The organism is Duganella fentianensis (assembly GCF_964031615.1).
GTDB lineage: Bacteria > Pseudomonadota > Gammaproteobacteria > Burkholderiales > Burkholderiaceae_D > Rugamonas > Rugamonas fentianensis_A.
Map to the genome: position 1 here is coordinate 244,453 of NZ_CAXIQN010000013.1, position 16,106 is coordinate 260,558.

The following is a 16,106-nucleotide window of genomic DNA, read 5'->3' on the forward strand; positions in this document are numbered from 1 at the left end:
CCGTTGTTTCGATGGCCTATAGGATACACCAAATGGGAGTGGTCAGCCGATTTTGTCAGTTTGACCACTCCAATCGGGCGATCAGGCGTAGGGATCGGCGTAGCCGAGTGCGGCCAGCAGTTCGGTTTCTATGCCTTCCATTTCGGCCGCTTCCTCGTCTTCGAGGTGGTCATAGCCTTGCGCGTGCAGCACGCCGTGGATGATCAGGTGGGCCGCGTGTTCTTCCACGGTTTTTTTCTGCTCGGCCGCTTCTTTTTCCAGTACTTCGGTGCACAGGATGATGTCGGCGCGGGTCGGTTCGTCCTCGGCAAATTCTTCGCCTTCGTTGTAGGCAAAGGTCAGCACATTGGTGGCGTAGTCCTTGTCGCGGTACTCGCGGTTCAGGCTGCGGCCTTCTTCGGCATCGACGAAGCGGATAGTCAGTTCCGCTGGCGCGAACAGGGCGGCTTGCACCCAGCGGCGGATTTTCGGACGGGGCAGGGTGTCCTGCAAACGGGTGTCGGCGTACTGGACGGACAGGGAGAGTTTATTTTTTGCGGACATTTTTGATCGCAGTCGCTTTGATTAAGGGGGCGATTTCCGCCTCGTGGGTTTGCGCCGTTTCATAGGCGTCGACGATGCGTGCCACCAGCGGGTGACGCACCACATCTTCACTGCCGAAGTGGCTGAAGGCAATGCCGCGCACGTCCTTGAGCACCTGCATGGCATCGACCAGACCGCTCTTCTGGCTCTTGTGTAAGTCCACCTGTGTGACGTCGCCCGTGACCACGGCCTTGCTGCCGAAGCCGATACGGGTGAGGAACATCTTCATCTGCTCTACTGTGGTGTTCTGGGCTTCGTCGAGAATCACAAACGCATGGTTGAGCGTGCGTCCGCGCATATACGCCAGCGGAGCGATTTCGATCACTTGCTTCTCGAACATTTTCTGTGTGCGGTCAAAGCCCAGCAAGTCGTACAGTGCGTCGTACAGAGGCCGCAGATAGGGATCAACCTTCTGGCTCAGGTCGCCGGGAAGAAAACCCAGCCGTTCGCCTGCTTCCACTGCCGGGCGGGTCAGGATGATGCGTTTGATGGCATCGCGTTCGAGCGCGTCGACAGCGCAAGCCACGGCCAGATAAGTCTTGCCGGTACCGGCAGGGCCGACGCCGAAGCTGATGTCGTGTTCGAGGATGTTGCGCAGATAGCGGATCTGGTGCGGCGTGCGGCCGCGCAGATCGCTGCGGCGGGTCTTCAGGATAGGACTATCGATGCTCGGTTCTACGAACGGCGCCGCGACCACTTTGGCCACCGCTTCCGCATCGCCACTGCTGGCGGCTTCGGCATGCTGGTGGCTGCGCTGTTCCACCAGTGCCAGTTGGACTTCTTCGATAGGAATGACTTTTTGCGCCACGGCGTAGAACTGCTCGAGGATCTGTACCGCGCGTTCGGCATTGTGGCCACTGACGATGAATTTTTCGCCGCGGCGGAAGATGGTGACGTCCAGCGCGGCGGAAATCTGGCGCAGGTTTTCGTCGAGCGGGCCGCACAGGTGGGCCAGCCGCGTGTTGTCCATCGGCTCGGGCACAAAGTAGTGCGGTTGTACGGGTGTTTTGGTTTTCAAGATTGTGCTTCTCGGTTAGGCCGTGCAAGTTGGCGCAGCGCAGGCGCTAGTTTACCGTACTTTGCCGCGCCCTCGCCTATGTAAAGACAGCCATGCCTGATGTAACAGTTTCCTACAAGTTCTTGCGTGCGCCACCTCTCAGCCCCATGTGCTGAAATAACCATGTTGTCAGGCTATCTAGCGTGGGCTTGATCAGGCTTAAGTTTCGCTCAGTGGGCGAGGCTGCAATGCACGCTAATGCGCATAGAATTAAATTGCGCAAATGGCAACTTGGCGCGGTCGGACTAGTTACGAAAGGCAGCTCAGTTTATCTAAGTTGCACTTAAGTTCAGGCTTGCACACTTTATCCACCTAACCAATGAAGGAAACATCATGGCACATCATGCACTTGCTTCGCAGGAAAGCTATAACCCCAACCACTTGCTCGATATCTTGCTGGGCAAGATGCAACTGAAAAACGATGCGGCCCTGTCGCGTCTGCTGGAAGTGGCGCCGCCCGTGATCAGCAAGATCCGCCACCACCGTCTGCCCGTCGGTGCTTCGCTGCTGATCCGCATGCATGAAGTGACGGGCATGAGCATTCGCGATCTGCGCGATCTGATGGGCGATCGCCGCACCAAATACCGTCTATCCGATGCGCAGGGCCGGCCGAAACCGGAAGAGCGCCAAGGGCAGGCCGAGGCCGGAAATTATGCGCGCCACTGATGCGGGCGCGGCGCGTTGATGGTAGCTGCTGCGCCGGCCGGCTTGCCGGCTAGGCGCAACAGTCTGCCGTGACGGCCAGCTTTAGCTGAGCAGCACCATGGCAATTTCTTCGTAATGCAGTTCCGTTTCGCGGAACAGATGTAGATAGGCATCTTCGTTCAGCCCCAGCGCATTCCACGCCACGCTGGAAATTGGCGGCACCAGATCATCTTCGTCCTCGACCAGATCGAGCGCATGCACCACCGCATTGGCGATGTGGATGATGGCGGCGAGGAAGCCGGCGCCCGGGGTCTCCGGCTCATGGTGGCCAGCGATGGCCAGCCGCATGGTGTCGGAAAAATTCCAGTGTTCGGCCAGTGCCAGACCGGCGTCCACATGGTCCACGCCCAGCACGCTGCGCTCCGCTTCGATCAGATAGCAGTCGTGCGCTTTGCGGTAGGCCAGCGCCTGTCCGTACTGCTGGGGGAAACAGGAGGCCAGTACCAGCCGGCCGATGTCGTGCAGCAAGCCGGCCGTGAAGGCGTAATCCTGATTGAAACGCATCTGTCGTGCCAGCACTTTGGCGCAGGCGGCAGTGGCGATCGAATGGCGCCAGAAGGCCTGATGATGGAAGCCGGGGCAGTGGCCGTCGGCAAAACAGCCCGTCAGCGCGGCTGCCGTGATCAGATTGCGGGTGGTCTGGAAGCCGAGGAAGGTAATCGCTTGCTGGATGGTGGTGACCTTGACCTGCAGCCCGTACAGCGAGGAATTGGCCAGTCGCAGCGTTTTGGCCGTCAGCGCCTGATCATGCGAGACTTTCTTGGCCAGTACGGCAATATCCACATCTTCCTGATCTATGCTGTTAAGCAACTCCATCACGACCGCCGGCAGCGAGGGCAGGTCGTCCAGATTGCGCACTACTTCTTCGTAGCTGACGATGCTACTCGTGGTGTTACTCATGTTCGGGCGCCTCCTCTGCGCCATGCCGGTAGTCGCTGATAAACCGCCGTAACTGGGCGGTGGCCCAGTGGGCGTCGAGGTCGGCGTCGTTTTTGCGGAACAGCCGCGCCAGCCGGGCTTCATGATGGTGAACGGTAGCTTCGATGGCCTCGGGCGTATAGTCGGCCTGCTGGATGGGCAGCACGGTGATGCCGTGGCGCGGCATCAGGGCCAGCATGGCTTCGGTCAGCACCGTGCCTTGCGGTAGCAGAACCTGCCCCTGCATATCGAGTAATTCATCGGATAGAACCATGCCGGGCTGGACTTCCGCTAGCGCCATCTGGTGAAAATTTCCGCTCATGGGGTACTCCTTGATTGTGCTGCAAAATTGCCGTATTGCCACATTGCCTGATCTTGCGCCGGGGTGCAAGCAAAGTCTGCCAGAGAGCACACTGGCGCAGGTCGAACTTGCCAAGATGCATGTCATACCGTACATTGGGACGTAATTCCTACTTGTGTGCGAGGCTGGTCAATGTTTGGTATCCAAGGCCGTTTGACGCTGCTGTTCGTGGTCATCGTGACCCTGGTATTGGGCATTTCCGGTACTTATGCCCAGTATAGTCTGGGACATGAACTGGAAGTGGCCAATCAGCGCCTGCGCGAAGGGGTGCTGACGCGACTCCAGACCAGCTTGCCATCGGCGCTGTGGGATCTGGACAAGGCCAAAGTCGATAACATCGTGGCGGCGGAAATGCTGCCGCCGGAACTGGTGTCCATCCGCGTCTACGATACTTCGGTCGGATTGTTCTCCGGCAAGCTGCGGAATGACAACGGTTCGGTCAGCGCCATCGAAAATGATCTGAACGTGGCCGGCACGCCGGTGGTGGCCGATCTGGCCTACCGCGATTCCGGCGCCGCCGGCGCTTCCCTCAAACCCGTCATTGTTGGCCGCGTGGTGGTCAACTTCAGCCGCGCCCAGATCGATGCCACACTGGCGGCCGAAGTGCGGCGCAAGGTGACCGAGGTGCTGCTGCTGGACTTGATACTGGTGGCGGCGCTGGCGCTGTCACTGCGCATCGTGTTCGATCCCCTCAAGCGGCTGCGTGATGGTCTGTTCGATCTGGCCACGCGCGGTAGCGACGAAGTGGAAGAATTGCCGGAAAACCGCCAGGATGAACTGGGCGAAGTGATACGCGGCTTCAATGCCATCCAGCGCAAGATTAAATCGAATATCCAGCGCATCCGCGAAGCGGAAGACGAGGCGCGCAAATCCGCCCAGACCACGGCCAAGGCACTCGATGACCTGCGCCGCACGCAGGAATCGCTGCTGCAGGCGGAACGGCTGGCCTCGCTGGGCGGTCTGGTGGCCGGTGTCGCACATGAAATTAACACGCCGGTGGGGATCGCCCTGACCAGTGCTTCGGTATTGCTGGAAGCGACGGAAAAAGTCCATCAGGCGGTCGATGGCGGCAACGTCAAGAAGTCCGACATCATGCGCTATCTGGAAACGGCGTCGGAAAGCACGCGGCTGATCATGAATAATGCCTACCGCGCGGCGCATCTGATTCACAGCTTCAAGCAGATTGCCGTGGATCAGGTCAGCGAAGCGCGGCGCCGCTTCGAGTTGCGTGATTACATCAACGAAGTGGTATCCAGCCTGCAACCCAAGCTGAAGAAAACCCGCATTACTGTCAGCATCAGCTGTCCGGCCGATGTGATGCTCGATAGCTACCCCGGTGCGCTGGCGCAAGTCATCACCAACCTGACGCTGAACTGTGTGGAGCACGCTTTCAATCCTGATGATGCCGGCCAGATCCGCATCATGGTGGTGCAGCAGGCCGACTGGATAGAAATGCAGGTGGCCGATGACGGCAAGGGGATAGCGCCGGAAATGCTGGACAAGGTATTCGATCCTTTCGTCACCACGCGGCGCGGACAGGGCGGTACGGGGCTGGGCCTGAATATCGTCTTCAACCTGATCGTCAAGCAGTTCTGCGGCACTATTTCGGTGGCCAGCAAACTGGGCGAGGGGGCTTGCTTTACGCTGCGCATCCCCTGCATCACGCCGACGGAAGAACAGCATCATGCTTTGCCACCTGACCAACACCTGCACGACTAGAGTGAGCCATCATGCCTAAAGTAAGCGGAGAATTCAGCGTCCGGATTGCGCCGGAAAGCATGTCCAGTGTCGCCAACGAAAGCAGTATCAGCCGTATGTCGCTCGACAAGCAGTATTCTGGCCCGCTCACGGCCAGTGGTCGCGGCGAGATGCTGGCCTTTATGAATCGCGATATCGGTTCCGGCGCCTATGTGGCGATGGAACGGGTGCAGGGCACGCTGGACGGTCTGCATGGCAGTTTTCTGCTGCATCACTGCGGCACCATGCAGCGTGGCACGCCGGGGCTGACGGTGGCGGTAGTGCATGATTCGGGACTGGATGAACTGGTGGGCCTGAGCGGCACGCTGCAGATCCGCATCGAGGAGGGCAAGCACTACTACGATTTTGATTACACGCTGCAGACTGCGCCCTCTGCGTGAGGGGAGCAGGCATAAAAAATCCCGCAGCTCGGCGGGATTTTTTATGCAGGCGGGTGACGCACTAGTCGGTAAACTTCTCCGATGCGCTGCCACGGCGTGAAGCAAAGCCCAGAACGACCAGACCCAGCATCAGCATGATAAAGGTTTGCGGTTCGGGAATCTGGGCTACCGGTTCCACTTCCTGCGCCCGTTTCGGGTCATTCGCCGGCAGGGCTTCCGGATCGCTATTCTTGCTGGCACCTTCATTATCGAGACCGCACGGCTGAGCCGAATGCTGGTCACAATGAGCCAGAACAATTGTTGCGGGTGCAATATTGGCTTTTTCAGCCGGCGCCGCGTGCGCCTGTGCGCTACCGGCTAGGCCCAGCATCACCAGCGCGCAATTCATCAAAGTCAAAAATTTCACTGTGTTACTCCTGTAAGGCATACTGAACAAGGCGTTAAGACTGTCCTAAACTGATCTCGGTAAAGTTTCCGCTAGCGAAAAGGATCACCTTGTCCAATGGATGGTATTAAACCACATTACGTAACAAATTGCCATCTGTGTTTTATTTTATACAATCAATTAGTGCGCTGCAACACGAAATTTTCTAATCCATGCCAGTGGCGCATAGATACGCCAATTAGCAAGCAATAATTCAATTTGATCGGGGACAGCTTTAGATGATTTTTTCATTTGGCAGACAAGGGGGCTTGATTTTGCTCATGGCCGCGTTTTTCACTGGCTGTGCCAGCCGCAATCCGGCGCCAGCGCCCAGTGCAAGGCTAGATGTTGCACCAGCCCAAGTGTGGCTATTGGGCGAAGTACACGATAATCCGGCCGGCCACCGTCAGCGCGCGGCCCTGCTGCGCCAGCGGGTGGAAGCGGGCTGGCGGCCCGTACTGGTGCTGGAGCAGTTCGACCGCGAGAATCAGGATCTGCTGGACAAGGCGCAGAAATCCTGTCTCGACGCCCAGTGCCTGATCCGTGTGGCCGGGGGCGGGCGCTGGGACTGGCAGCAGTACTACCCGCTGCTGCAACTGGCGCTCGATTATCACTTGCCACTGGTGGCCGGCAATCTGTCGCGTGCCGATGCTTCGCGGGTGGTGCGCGATGGCATGCGTGCCGTGTTCGATGCCCGCAGCATGGCCGACTACCAGCTAGAGCAGGCCCTGCCGGCCCAGCTTAGGGCAACGCAGGCGGCCGAAATCGCCAGCAGCCATTGCAATATGGTGCCGGACATGATGGTCGACGGCATGGTCAATGCGCAGGTGGCGCGCGATATCTGGATGGCGCGCCTGATTCGCGAACAGCGTCCGCGCGACGTGGTGCTGATCGCCGGTAATGGCCACGTACGCAAGGATATCGGCGTGCCCTACTGGCTGGGGCGCGTGGAGCCGGCGCTCAGCCTGCACAGTGTGGGCTATGGGGAAGCAGCGGTGGCGTCAGGGCAGTATGATACGGTGGTGCAGGTGGCTGCACCCGTGCGGCCCGATCCCTGTGCCAGCCTGAAGCAGAGAGCACCATAAGTATGGAAACTGTGTACACCCCCGCTGCGCCCGAGCGCAGCAGTATCGAGGCGCTGAGCGGCGCTGTCGTGCTGGAATTCGGCACCAACTGGTGCGGCCACTGCCTGGCCACGCAGGCGCCGCTGGCGCAGGCCATGGTGGCCCAGCCGCAACTACGCCATTACAAGATCGAAGATGGCCCGGGCCGTGCGCTGGGCCGTTCCTACCGCGTCAAGCTGTGGCCGACGCTGATCTTCCTGCGTGACGGGGTGGAAGTGACGCGGCTGGTGCGACCTTTGCAGGCGGACGATATCGCTGTGGCTTTGGCGCAAATTGTTGACTAGCCGACAGCCTTAACTTCTTGGCAGCATCTGCCAGGCCTGTGTATGATCGTGGCCACTTTGCCTTTTGCAGGAGTTGCCCCGCATGTCACAGCCACACCCGAGCACAACCCCGCGTAACTCGCCAGCCACCGTGCTGTTTGCCAGCCTGATCGGCACCACCATCGAGTTCTTCGACTTCTACATCTACGCCACGGCGGCCGTGCTGGTGTTCCCCAAGCTGTTCTTCCCGGCCGGCGATGCAGCAGCGGCCATGCTGCAATCGCTGGCCACGTTTGCCATCGCTTTCTTTGCCCGTCCTGTGGGCTCGGCCCTGTTCGGCCACTTCGGCGACCGCATCGGCCGCAAAGCTACGCTGGTGGCAGCCCTGCTGACCATGGGCCTGTCCACCGTGCTGATCGGCGCTTTGCCTACCTATGCCAGCATCGGCACGTGGGCGCCGGCCTTGCTGGCGCTGTGCCGCTTCGGTCAGGGGCTGGGTCTGGGCGGCGAGTGGGGTGGGGCAGTGCTGCTGGCGACGGAAAATGCCCCGGCTGGCAAGCGCGCCTGGTATGGCATGTTCCCCCAGCTGGGCGCACCAATCGGCTTCTTCATGTCGGGCAGTATTTTCCTCGTGCTGAGCCAGACCCTCAGCGATGCCGATTTCTTCAGCTACGGCTGGCGTATTCCCTTCCTCGCCAGTTCGCTGCTGGTGGTGGTGGGGCTGTACATCCGCCTGAAAATCCATGAAACGCCGGACTTCCAGAAGGTGATCGAGCGTAACGAACGGGTGCAGGTGCCGGCGCTGACCGTATGGCGCGAGCACCGCCGCGTGCTGTTGCTGGGCACCCTGATCGCCATGGCCACCTTCGTGCTGTTCTATCTGATGACAGTGTTTGCGCTCAGCTGGGGCACGACGGCGCTGAAATTCAGCCGCAAGGACTTCCTGATCCAGCAACTGTTTGCCGTGCTGTTCTTCGGGCTCACTATTCCCGTGTCGGCCCTGTGGGCTGATCGCTATGGCCGCCGCAGCACGCTGATCGCCGTGTCGGCCGCCATCGCTGTATTTGGCCTGAGCATGGCGCCCCTGTTTGGTTCCGGCAACAGCCTGCTGGTGACGCTGTTCCTGTCGCTGGGGTTGGGGCTGATGGGTATGACTTATGGCCCGCTGGGCACTATTTTGTCGGAACTTTTCCCGCCCGCCGTGCGCTACACGGGAGCTTCGCTGACCTTCAATCTGGCCGGTATTCTGGGGGCATCGCTGGCACCGTATGCCGCCACGTGGCTGGCCAGCAACTACGGTCTGCAGTACGTGGGCTATTATCTGTCAGCCGCTGCGCTGATCAGTCTGGTCGCCTTGTTGCTAGTGAAGCGCGAGCCTATACACTAGGTTGTCGTATGACTGGGTAGCTTGCTCGTGATGGCAAGCTACTGATTTTTCAGGATAGATATAAAAATGACGGTTTTGCTTGCCTCGTTAGTTTTATAGTTGTACGATGACATACAACCTGTGATCTCGTGGAGACCGAGAGATCATCACCAGTACATCCGACCATAAGTGATGCCATGAAACTGAATGAGCCCGTCAACGTGGGCGCTGCCATCGGTAAGTACCGCTGGACTATTTGCGCCCTGCTGTTTTTTGCTACCACCATCAACTATCTGGACCGTCAGGTATTAAGTCTGCTGGCGCCCCAGTTGTCGCGTGAATTCGGCTGGAGTAATACCGATTACGCCAACATCACGGCAGCTTTCCAGTTCGTGTATGCACTGTCCATGCTGTTCGCCGGACGGGTGGTGGACCGTATCGGTACCCGCGCCGCCTATGTGGTGGCGATCTGCATCTGGTCGCTGGGTGCGCTCATGCATGCTTTCTCCGTGCCCATGGGCGAAGGCGTGGGCGTGTTGCTGGGTGCGGCTGGCATCGTGGTGGCGCCGTCCATCCTCGGCTTCATGCTGTCGCGGGCGGTATTGGCCATAGGCGAAGCGGGCAATTTCCCGGCCGCCATCAAGGCCACGGCGGAATATTTTCCCAAAAATGAACGATCGCTGGCCACCGGTATTTTCAATTCCGGCGCCAATGTGGGGGCCATCCTCGCACCCATCACGGTACCGCTGATTGCCAGCATCTGGGGCTGGCAGAGCGCCTTCATCATGATTGGTATGGTGGGCTTCATCTGGATGGCAGTCTGGCTCACGCTGTACGATACGCCAGAGCGCCAGCCGCGCCTGTCGGCACAGGAACTGGCTTACATCCGGCGCGACCAGACTTCCGCAGCGGCGCCAGCAACGAATGCGGCCACGCCAGCGGCCAAAGTCTCGTGGCTGCAGCTGCTCAAATATCGCCAGACCTGGGCCTTCGCTATCGGCAAATTCATGACGGATGGCGTGTGGTGGTTCTTCCTGTTCTGGCTGCCCACCTATCTGTCGGCCCAGTATGGCATGAAGGGCGATGCCATCGTGGTGCCGCTGGCCGTGCTGTACAGCATGACCATGATAGGCTCCATCGGCGGTGGCTGGTTCCCCAGCTATTTCATGGCGCGCGGCTATGCGCCGTATGACGGCCGCATGCGCGCCATGCTGATGATCGCCTTCTTCCCGCTGGTGGTGCTGCTGGCCCAGCCGCTGGGCAGCATTAGCTACTGGGTGCCGGTATTGCTGATCGGCGTGGGCGCGTCGGCCCATCAGGCATGGTCGGCGAATATCTTTACTACCGTGTCCGATATGTTCCCGCAGAAATCGGTGGCCTCCGTGATCGGCATCGGCGGCATGGCCGGCGGTATAGGCGGCGTGCTGCTGACCAAGCTGGGCGGCTGGGTGTTCGACCACTACAAGGCAAGCAACGATATCAGCACGGGCTATATGATCATGTTCACCATCTGCGCGCTGGCCTATCTGACGGCATGGTGCGTGATGAAGACGCTGGTGCCACGCCACAAGGAAATCACCGACCTGTAAGCGCCTCGCGCCCAATCGCGCAGGCAAAAAAAAACGCCAGACCACGCTAGGTCTGGCGTTTTGCTTTGTAGCACTTGCGCTTAGAAGAACTTGCTCACGTCGGGACGGCTGGCCAGTGCTTTTTCCACGATGGCGGTCACACGGGCACGGTCCGCACCTTGCAGCGGCTGGCGTGGACGGCGCACGTTTTCATTGCCCACACCTGCCAGCGTTTCGACCAGTTTCAGGTTCTGTACCAGCTTGGTGGAAACGTCGAGGTGCATCAGCGGCATGAACCACTGGTACAGCTTGAGCGCTTCGTCGAAACGCTTGGCTTTCATCAGTTTGTACAGGGCTACCGTCTCTTTCGGGAAGGCCACCACCAGACCGGCCAGCAGACCATCGGCGCCCACCGCCAGACCTTCGAAGGACAGATCGTCCACGCCCATGAACAGCTGGTAGCGCTCGCCCACAGCATTACGCAGATCGGTAATGCGGCGCACGTTGTCGGTCGATTCCTTGATCGCCACGATCCATTCGCAGTCGGCCAGTTCCTTGAAGTCTTCCGGCGTCAGATCGACTTTGTAGGACACGGGATTGTTGTACACCATGATAGGCAGCTGTGCTGCTTTGGCGATGGTGCGCAGGTTATCCATGGCTTCGCGCGAATCGGCGGCGTACAGCACGGAAGGCATGACCATCAGACCTTGCACGCCCAGATCGCGTGCCTGTTCGACGAAGCGGCAAGCGGTGGCGGTACGGGTTTCGCTGACGTTGACCAGCACCGGCACGCGGCCTGCAGCGACGTTGAGGGCGGTCTTGGTGACGGCCAGTTTTTCCTCGAACGACAGGGTGCTGGCTTCGCCCAGCGAGCCGCAGGTCAGCAGCGCGTCGACACCGCTATCGATCTGGAAAGCAAAGTGCTGTTCCATCGCGGCGTGGTCGAGATCTTCGTTCTCCTTGAATTTGGTGGTCACTGCAGGGAAGACCCCTTGCCATTTTGCTGCTGCCATAATGCTCTCCTTGTGATGATTCGGTTGGTTGTGCGGTTGGGTGTTCGGTACTCTATTACGCTTACTGGTCTGCCAGAGGTTCCGGCGCTGATTCAATCATGCTGGCCACGCGGGCCGGTACGATAGGGCTGCGTACGGCGGGCGGGCGCCAGCCATACAGCAATTCGGTAGCGCCGCCGCAGATGCGGCCCTGACAGGGGCCCATGCCGCAGCGCGTATGCAGCTTGGCACTGCGCCAGCTGCGATGGGTTTTCAGGTCGCCATGGCAGACATCTTCGCAACGGCAGACCATGGTGCTGTCCTCGGCCAGGGCCAGTACTTCGGGGCGCAAGGCAAATGTGTGTTCCAGCCGGCTGGCGAATTTGCGCCAGCGGGTGCGCTGGCGGAACAGCGCTTCGGTTTCTGCCACAGCGCCGCTGGCCGCCAGTCCGGCGATGCGGCCTTCTACCAGCGCCAGATCGACGCCGCCTATGCCGGTTCCTTCGCCTGCGCAGTAGATATCGCTGACGCAGGTCTGCTGCCAGCTATCGATGCTGACAGCAGTCTGGCCCTTGCGGCTATGAGTGGCGGCGCCTAGCGCCTGCGCCAGTTCCACGTTCGGTAGCAGGCCGTAGCCACAGGCGAGGTAGTCGCATTCGAGCGTCACTTCGGTGCTGCCGCGCTGAATGCGGACGGCGCGCAAGGCCGGCGTGTCAGTGGGCAGGCTACCGCTGCTGGCCGTATCGAGCGCCGCGCGCACATAGCTATCGGACCAATAGGGGATGCCGCGTAACTGGCCTGCCAGTTGCAGCGCCTGTGCTGCCTTGGAAGGCGTCGCCAGCAGGCCGGCAGCAAAGCGCGCCAGTGCCGCTAAGGGCGCCTGTTCGACGATGGCGACAATCTCGGCACCACGGCTGCGCAGGGTGGCCGCCACGGCCAGCAGCAGCGGTCCGGTTCCTGCCACGACTACGCGCTTGCCGCTGACGGGATAGCCGCCTTTGCTGAGCGCCTGCAGGCCGCCCGCGCCCGTCACGCCGGGCAGGGTCCAGCCGGGGAAGGGCAGTAGCCGTTCGCGTGCGCCGGTCGCCAGTATCAGGCGCTGATAGTGTAGCGTGGCGCTGCTAGTGGGCGATTGCACCTGTAGCTGCTGCGCCGCCGGTGCATACAGTACCCGCGTCTGGCTGAGGAATTCCACATTCGGCGCATCCTGCAAGGCTTGCCACAGGGCGCGCGCACGCCAGTCGCTCTGGCTGGCGGGGCCGCCACGCCAGATCTGGCCACCGGCCTGCGGATTGTCGTCGATGATGCCGACCTTGCGGCCGCTGGCTGCTGCTGCCTGCGCGGCGGCCAGCCCGGCCGGACCGGCACCCACCACCAGAATATCGTAATGCTTCATCGTGCTACCTCGCGGCTATCGCTGCGCTCAATGTGCAGGCCTTCCACGCAGGGCGTCTGGCAGGCTAGCTGGTGCGGCATGCCGTTGATGGTAGTGCGGCATTCCTGACACACGCCCATGCCGCACAAAGGCGCACGGGCGGTGCCGCTGACGGAATAGCGCGTAACCGCACTGCCATGCAGTGCCAGCGCCGCCGCCACGCTGATGCCGGCTTCTACCCGCACAGCTTGCTGGTTGATATAGATGGTGATGTCAGCCATGGAATCGTCCCGGCAAATAGGGGCTGCTAGCAATGGCGCTGCTGCCGCCGCACATCTGGCTGGCCAGTAGCTGGGCTGTTGCCAGCGAAGTGGTGATGCCCAGACCTTCATGGCCGGTGGCCAGCCACAGACCCTGGCGTGCAGGGTGGGCGCCGATCAGGGGCAGGCCGTCCGGCGTGGCGGCGCGCAGGCCGGTCCAGCAGCGCAGGATGTGGTGCTGTGCCAGTGCCGGAGTAAAGCTGACGGCATGGCGCAGCATGGCTTGTAGCATGGCGTTGTCCAGCGCCAGATCGGTGGTGCCGAACTGGCGCGACGAGCCGATCAGAATCTGGCCGGTGGGGCGCGGCTGCAGATTGAACGCCACCGAACTGCCGCTGGCGGCATGGGCGCTTTTGATGTAGCCCAGTTCCACCAGCTGGTGGCGGATAAAACCGGGATAGCGGTCGGTGATAGCAATATGGCCTTTTTTAGGTTGCAGCGGCAGTTCGGGCAGCAGCAGGCTGCAGCGCGAACCAGCTGCCAGTACGACGTGCTGGGCGGCCAGCGTGCGGCCATCGGCCAGCACCACGGCATGATCATGCAGCGCCGTGACGCTGCCAAATTCGAGCACGGTACCGCGTGCCTGTGCCTTGTCGAGCAGCAGGCGGGCGCTCTTGGGCGCATATACCAGCCCGTCGCCGCGCACCAGCAGGCCGCCGGCCAGACCGGCACGCAGTTGCGGTTCGGCCGCATATAGCTGGTTTGCATCGAGCATGTCGCAGGCAATGCCGTGCTTGCCCAGCACTTCGGCCTTGGCGCGTGCTGCCGCCATTTCCTCTTCGTCCGCGGCCACCCAGATGGTGCCGCACTGACTGTATTCGTGGCGTGGTGCCTGTTCCTGTCCCGCTGTCAGCTGGCGCCACAGCGTCAGCGAGTAGGACGACAGTGCCAGTTCGGCCGGATTATCATCCATCACTACCAGATGGCCCATGCCGGCCGCGGTGGCACCGCTGCCCGGCACATCCTGTTCGATCACCGTGACCTGCAGCCCGCGCTCGCTGAGCGCGTCGGCACAGGCGGCGCCGATGATGCCGGCGCCGACGATGATGACGTCGGCCTGTTTCACTGGATGCCCCAGCCGAAAGGATCGGTCGGATCGATCAGCAGACGGGCTTCCGCATTGACCCATGCACGGCCGCGGATGCTGGGGATCAGCTTGCCGTCGCGGTAGTGGTAGCGGCCTTCGAACACGCTGCCGATCACGCTTTCCTGCTTCCACAGCGCGCCTTCGGCCAGCTTGCCGTCGGCGGCCAGACAGGCCAGTTTGGCACTGGTGCCCGTGCCGCAAGGAGAGCGGTCGTAGGCTTTGCCGGGACACAGCACATAGCTCTGGCTATCGGCCCCCGTGCGCGATGGGGCGAACAGTTCGATATGATCGATCACGCCGCCGTTATCGCCACGGATGCCCGACTGTTCGAGCGCGGCGCTGATGGCGACCGAGAAGTCGGTCAGTGCGTCGATGTTGTGCAGGCTGATTTCCATGCCGTGGTCGGCAACGAGGAAGAACCAGTTGCCGCCCCACGCGATATCGCCCGTCACCGGGCCGTATTCGGGCACGTTGACGGTGACGTCCGCCTGACTGCGGTAGGCCGCCACGTTATCCAGCGTCACGCTGCCATCGGCATGCAGTTCCGCTTCCACTACGCCCACTGGCGTATCGATGCGGTGGCGGCCCACGCCGATGCGGCCCATGTGGGCCAGCGACGCGACCAGACCGATGGTGCCATGGCCGCACATGCCGAGGTAGCCCACGTTGTTGAAGAAAATGACGCCCGCAGCACAATCGGGGGCGTGCGGCTGGCATAGCAGGGCGCCTACCAGCACATCCGAGCCGCGTGGCTCGCACACCACGGCGGTGCGGAACGCATCGTGTTCCTGCTTGAATCGTGCAAGCCGCTCGCTGAGCGGGCCGCTGCCCAGTTCCGGGCCGCCATCCACCACCAGACGGGTAGGTTCGCCGCCGGTGTGGGAATCAATGATGTTGATGGTTTTCATACCGCCATGTTAGGCCTGAGCGCCCCCGCTGTCTTGCATGGTCTGCGCATGATGGGTGACGAAATCTGCACAATTGCGAAAAAGTCCGCGACACGCTGCCAGCGCGCTGGCAGAATCCTGAGTATGCAAAATCCCCCTCATGATGACGTGGCGCGGCGTGCTCTGGGCGCGGCCATCGCCGACCCTTTTTTCAGCGAAGCGCTGTTTGATGCGCTGCCCGACGTGGTGTTTTTCGTCAAGGATGAACAGTGCCGCTACGTGGTGGTCAACCAGACGCTGGCCCAGCGTTGCGGACAGAAGCACAAGGCCGCGCTGATCGGCCGCACCCCGGCCGAAGTCTTCGCCCATCCGTTCGGCCAGTCCTATCTGGCACAGGACATGGCGGTGCTGGCCGGTGGTGCCGAGCTGGACGAGCAGCTGGAACTGCACCTGTATCCCAACCGCGATCCCGGCTGGTGTTTGACGCGCAAGAAGGCCCTGCGCGATGGCCATGGCCGCATCGTCGGGCTGACGGGGGTGTCGCGCGATCTGGCCATGGCCGACAAGAAGAATCCGGCCTACCGCAAGGTGGCCGCTGCCGTCAGCCTGATTCACGAAGAATATGGCCGTGCGCTGACGCTGGCGGAACTGGCCGCCACGGCGTACATGTCAGTGGCACAGATCGAGCGCTATTTCCTGCGGATTTTCCACCTGACGCCGCGCCAGATGATCATCCAGACCCGGGTCGATGCCGCTTCGCGCCTGCTCAAGGGCGATACCAGTGTGGCCGATATCGCCCAGGCCTGCGGCTATGGCGACCATTCGGCTTTCACGCGCCAGTTCAAGGCCACCACGGGCGTCACGCCCAGCCAATACCGCCAGCTGGCCGGGGCGACTCAGCGCGCGCCGACTCAGCGGGTGCCGGCTTAGCGGGTGCCG

At 61.3% G+C, this 16,106-nt stretch carries 18 protein-coding genes; 8 read left to right on the forward strand and 10 right to left on the reverse strand.

Features of this window, described 5'->3' with window-relative positions:
• Positions 1-81: 81 nt before the first annotated feature.
• On the reverse strand, positions 82-543 hold the full coding sequence (gene ybeY / locus ABNT42_RS09145) for an rRNA maturation RNase YbeY (RefSeq protein WP_348696361.1): 462 nt from the start codon (positions 541-543) through the stop codon (positions 82-84).
• Entirely contained in the window at positions 527-1,600 is a 1,074-nt protein-coding gene (locus ABNT42_RS09150) for a PhoH family protein (protein WP_348696362.1), read from the reverse strand. The genes ybeY and ABNT42_RS09150 overlap by 17 nt, the downstream gene beginning before the upstream one ends.
• A 372-nt stretch (positions 1,601-1,972) precedes the next feature.
• Between ABNT42_RS09150 and ABNT42_RS09155 the strand changes: the two genes are divergently transcribed.
• Positions 1,973-2,305: a hypothetical protein gene (locus ABNT42_RS09155; protein WP_348696363.1), complete on the forward strand. Its 333-nt coding sequence runs from the start codon at positions 1,973-1,975 to the stop codon at positions 2,303-2,305.
• A gap of 81 nt (positions 2,306-2,386) precedes the next feature.
• Here the strand turns inward: ABNT42_RS09155 and ABNT42_RS09160 are convergent, their stop codons facing one another.
• Both ABNT42_RS09160 and ABNT42_RS09165 read right to left on the reverse strand, forming a co-directional pair.
• The gene (locus ABNT42_RS09160) at positions 2,387-3,244 is read right to left on the reverse strand and encodes an HDOD domain-containing protein (RefSeq protein ID WP_348696364.1); all 858 of its coding nucleotides are present in this window, start codon (positions 3,242-3,244) and stop codon (positions 2,387-2,389) included.
• A complete protein-coding gene (locus tag ABNT42_RS09165) occupies positions 3,237-3,584 on the reverse strand; it encodes a hypothetical protein (protein ID WP_348696365.1) in 348 nt (115 codons plus the stop codon). Before ABNT42_RS09165 ends, ABNT42_RS09160 begins: the two co-directional genes overlap by 8 nt.
• Positions 3,585-3,755: 171 nt before the next feature.
• On the opposite strand from ABNT42_RS09165, the gene ABNT42_RS09170 reads away from it, so the two are divergent.
• A complete protein-coding gene (locus tag ABNT42_RS09170; RefSeq protein WP_348696366.1) occupies positions 3,756-5,342 on the forward strand; it encodes a HAMP domain-containing sensor histidine kinase in 1,587 nt (528 codons plus the stop codon).
• Positions 5,343-5,353: 11 nt separating this feature from the next.
• Entirely contained in the window at positions 5,354-5,761 is a 408-nt protein-coding gene (locus ABNT42_RS09175) for a DUF3224 domain-containing protein (RefSeq protein ID WP_348696367.1), read from the forward strand.
• A gap of 61 nt (positions 5,762-5,822) precedes the next feature.
• On the opposite strand, the gene ABNT42_RS09180 is transcribed toward ABNT42_RS09175, so the two are convergent.
• Complete coding sequence (locus tag ABNT42_RS09180) at positions 5,823-6,167, reverse strand: PEP-CTERM sorting domain-containing protein (protein ID WP_348696368.1); 345 nt, start codon at positions 6,165-6,167, stop codon at positions 5,823-5,825.
• Between the two features lie 299 nt (positions 6,168-6,466).
• Here ABNT42_RS09180 and ABNT42_RS09185 point away from each other — a divergent pair, with 299 nt between their 5' ends.
• From ABNT42_RS09185 to ABNT42_RS09200, 4 genes are all read left to right on the forward strand, one after another.
• Positions 6,467-7,270: a ChaN family lipoprotein gene (locus ABNT42_RS09185; protein WP_348696369.1), complete on the forward strand. Its 804-nt coding sequence runs from the start codon at positions 6,467-6,469 to the stop codon at positions 7,268-7,270.
• Between the two features lie 2 nt (positions 7,271-7,272).
• On the forward strand, positions 7,273-7,593 hold the full coding sequence (locus tag ABNT42_RS09190; protein ID WP_348696370.1) for a thioredoxin family protein: 321 nt from the start codon (positions 7,273-7,275) through the stop codon (positions 7,591-7,593).
• 82 nt (positions 7,594-7,675) lie between these two features.
• Entirely contained in the window at positions 7,676-8,959 is a 1,284-nt protein-coding gene (locus ABNT42_RS09195; RefSeq protein WP_348696371.1) for an MFS transporter, read from the forward strand.
• Positions 8,960-9,135: 176 nt separating this feature from the next.
• Positions 9,136-10,527 (forward strand): MFS transporter, encoded by a 1,392-nt coding sequence (locus tag ABNT42_RS09200; RefSeq protein ID WP_348696372.1) that lies wholly within the window; start codon positions 9,136-9,138, stop codon positions 10,525-10,527.
• Between the two features lie 80 nt (positions 10,528-10,607).
• Here ABNT42_RS09200 and ABNT42_RS09205 read toward each other — a convergent pair whose 3' ends face one another.
• The 5 genes from ABNT42_RS09205 to ABNT42_RS09225 all read right to left on the reverse strand — a co-directional run bounded on the left by ABNT42_RS09205 (position 10,608) and on the right by ABNT42_RS09225 (position 15,188).
• Positions 10,608-11,519, reverse strand: a complete 912-nt coding sequence (locus tag ABNT42_RS09205; RefSeq protein WP_348696373.1) for a dihydrodipicolinate synthase family protein — start codon at positions 11,517-11,519, stop codon at positions 10,608-10,610.
• A 61-nt stretch (positions 11,520-11,580) separates the two neighbouring features.
• Positions 11,581-12,894 carry an FAD/NAD(P)-binding oxidoreductase gene (locus tag ABNT42_RS09210; protein ID WP_348696374.1) on the reverse strand — a complete coding sequence of 438 codons (1,314 nt, stop codon included), beginning with the start codon at positions 12,892-12,894 and terminating at the stop codon, positions 11,581-11,583.
• A complete protein-coding gene (locus ABNT42_RS09215; RefSeq protein ID WP_348696375.1) occupies positions 12,891-13,154 on the reverse strand; it encodes a (2Fe-2S)-binding protein in 264 nt (87 codons plus the stop codon). The genes ABNT42_RS09210 and ABNT42_RS09215 overlap by 4 nt, the downstream gene beginning before the upstream one ends.
• Complete coding sequence (locus tag ABNT42_RS09220; RefSeq protein ID WP_348696376.1) at positions 13,147-14,259, reverse strand: FAD-binding oxidoreductase; 1,113 nt, start codon at positions 14,257-14,259, stop codon at positions 13,147-13,149. The genes ABNT42_RS09215 and ABNT42_RS09220 overlap by 8 nt, the downstream gene beginning before the upstream one ends.
• A complete protein-coding gene (locus tag ABNT42_RS09225; RefSeq protein WP_348696377.1) occupies positions 14,256-15,188 on the reverse strand; it encodes a 4-hydroxyproline epimerase in 933 nt (310 codons plus the stop codon). Before ABNT42_RS09225 ends, ABNT42_RS09220 begins: the two co-directional genes overlap by 4 nt.
• Before the next feature lie 123 nt (positions 15,189-15,311).
• Between ABNT42_RS09225 and ABNT42_RS09230 the strand changes: the two genes are divergently transcribed.
• Positions 15,312-16,097: an AraC family transcriptional regulator gene (locus ABNT42_RS09230; RefSeq protein ID WP_348696378.1), complete on the forward strand. Its 786-nt coding sequence runs from the start codon at positions 15,312-15,314 to the stop codon at positions 16,095-16,097.
• Positions 16,098-16,106 lie beyond the last annotated feature (9 nt).

Bases quoted from the DNA above. Each gene is read 5' to 3' on its own strand.
- ybeY (WP_348696361.1), bottom strand. From the start codon at position 543: ATGTCCGCAAAAAATAAACTCTCCCTGTCCGTCCAGTACGCCGACACC.
- ABNT42_RS09155 (WP_348696363.1), top strand. From the start codon at position 1,973: ATGGCACATCATGCACTTGCTTCGCAGGAAAGCTATAACCCCAACCAC.
- ABNT42_RS09160 (WP_348696364.1), bottom strand. From the start codon at position 3,244: ATGAGTAACACCACGAGTAGCATCGTCAGCTACGAAGAAGTAGTGCGC.
- ABNT42_RS09165 (WP_348696365.1), bottom strand. From the start codon at position 3,584: ATGAGCGGAAATTTTCACCAGATGGCGCTAGCGGAAGTCCAGCCCGGC.
- ABNT42_RS09170 (WP_348696366.1), top strand. From the start codon at position 3,756: ATGTTTGGTATCCAAGGCCGTTTGACGCTGCTGTTCGTGGTCATCGTG.
- ABNT42_RS09175 (WP_348696367.1), top strand. From the start codon at position 5,354: ATGCCTAAAGTAAGCGGAGAATTCAGCGTCCGGATTGCGCCGGAAAGC.
- ABNT42_RS09185 (WP_348696369.1), top strand. From the start codon at position 6,467: ATGGCCGCGTTTTTCACTGGCTGTGCCAGCCGCAATCCGGCGCCAGCG.
- ABNT42_RS09190 (WP_348696370.1), top strand. From the start codon at position 7,273: ATGGAAACTGTGTACACCCCCGCTGCGCCCGAGCGCAGCAGTATCGAG.
- ABNT42_RS09195 (WP_348696371.1), top strand. From the start codon at position 7,676: ATGTCACAGCCACACCCGAGCACAACCCCGCGTAACTCGCCAGCCACC.
- ABNT42_RS09200 (WP_348696372.1), top strand. From the start codon at position 9,136: ATGAAACTGAATGAGCCCGTCAACGTGGGCGCTGCCATCGGTAAGTAC.
- ABNT42_RS09205 (WP_348696373.1), bottom strand. From the start codon at position 11,519: ATGGCAGCAGCAAAATGGCAAGGGGTCTTCCCTGCAGTGACCACCAAA.
- ABNT42_RS09210 (WP_348696374.1), bottom strand. From the start codon at position 12,894: ATGAAGCATTACGATATTCTGGTGGTGGGTGCCGGTCCGGCCGGGCTG.
- ABNT42_RS09215 (WP_348696375.1), bottom strand. From the start codon at position 13,154: ATGGCTGACATCACCATCTATATCAACCAGCAAGCTGTGCGGGTAGAA.
- ABNT42_RS09225 (WP_348696377.1), bottom strand. From the start codon at position 15,188: ATGAAAACCATCAACATCATTGATTCCCACACCGGCGGCGAACCTACC.
- ABNT42_RS09230 (WP_348696378.1), top strand. From the start codon at position 15,312: ATGCAAAATCCCCCTCATGATGACGTGGCGCGGCGTGCTCTGGGCGCG.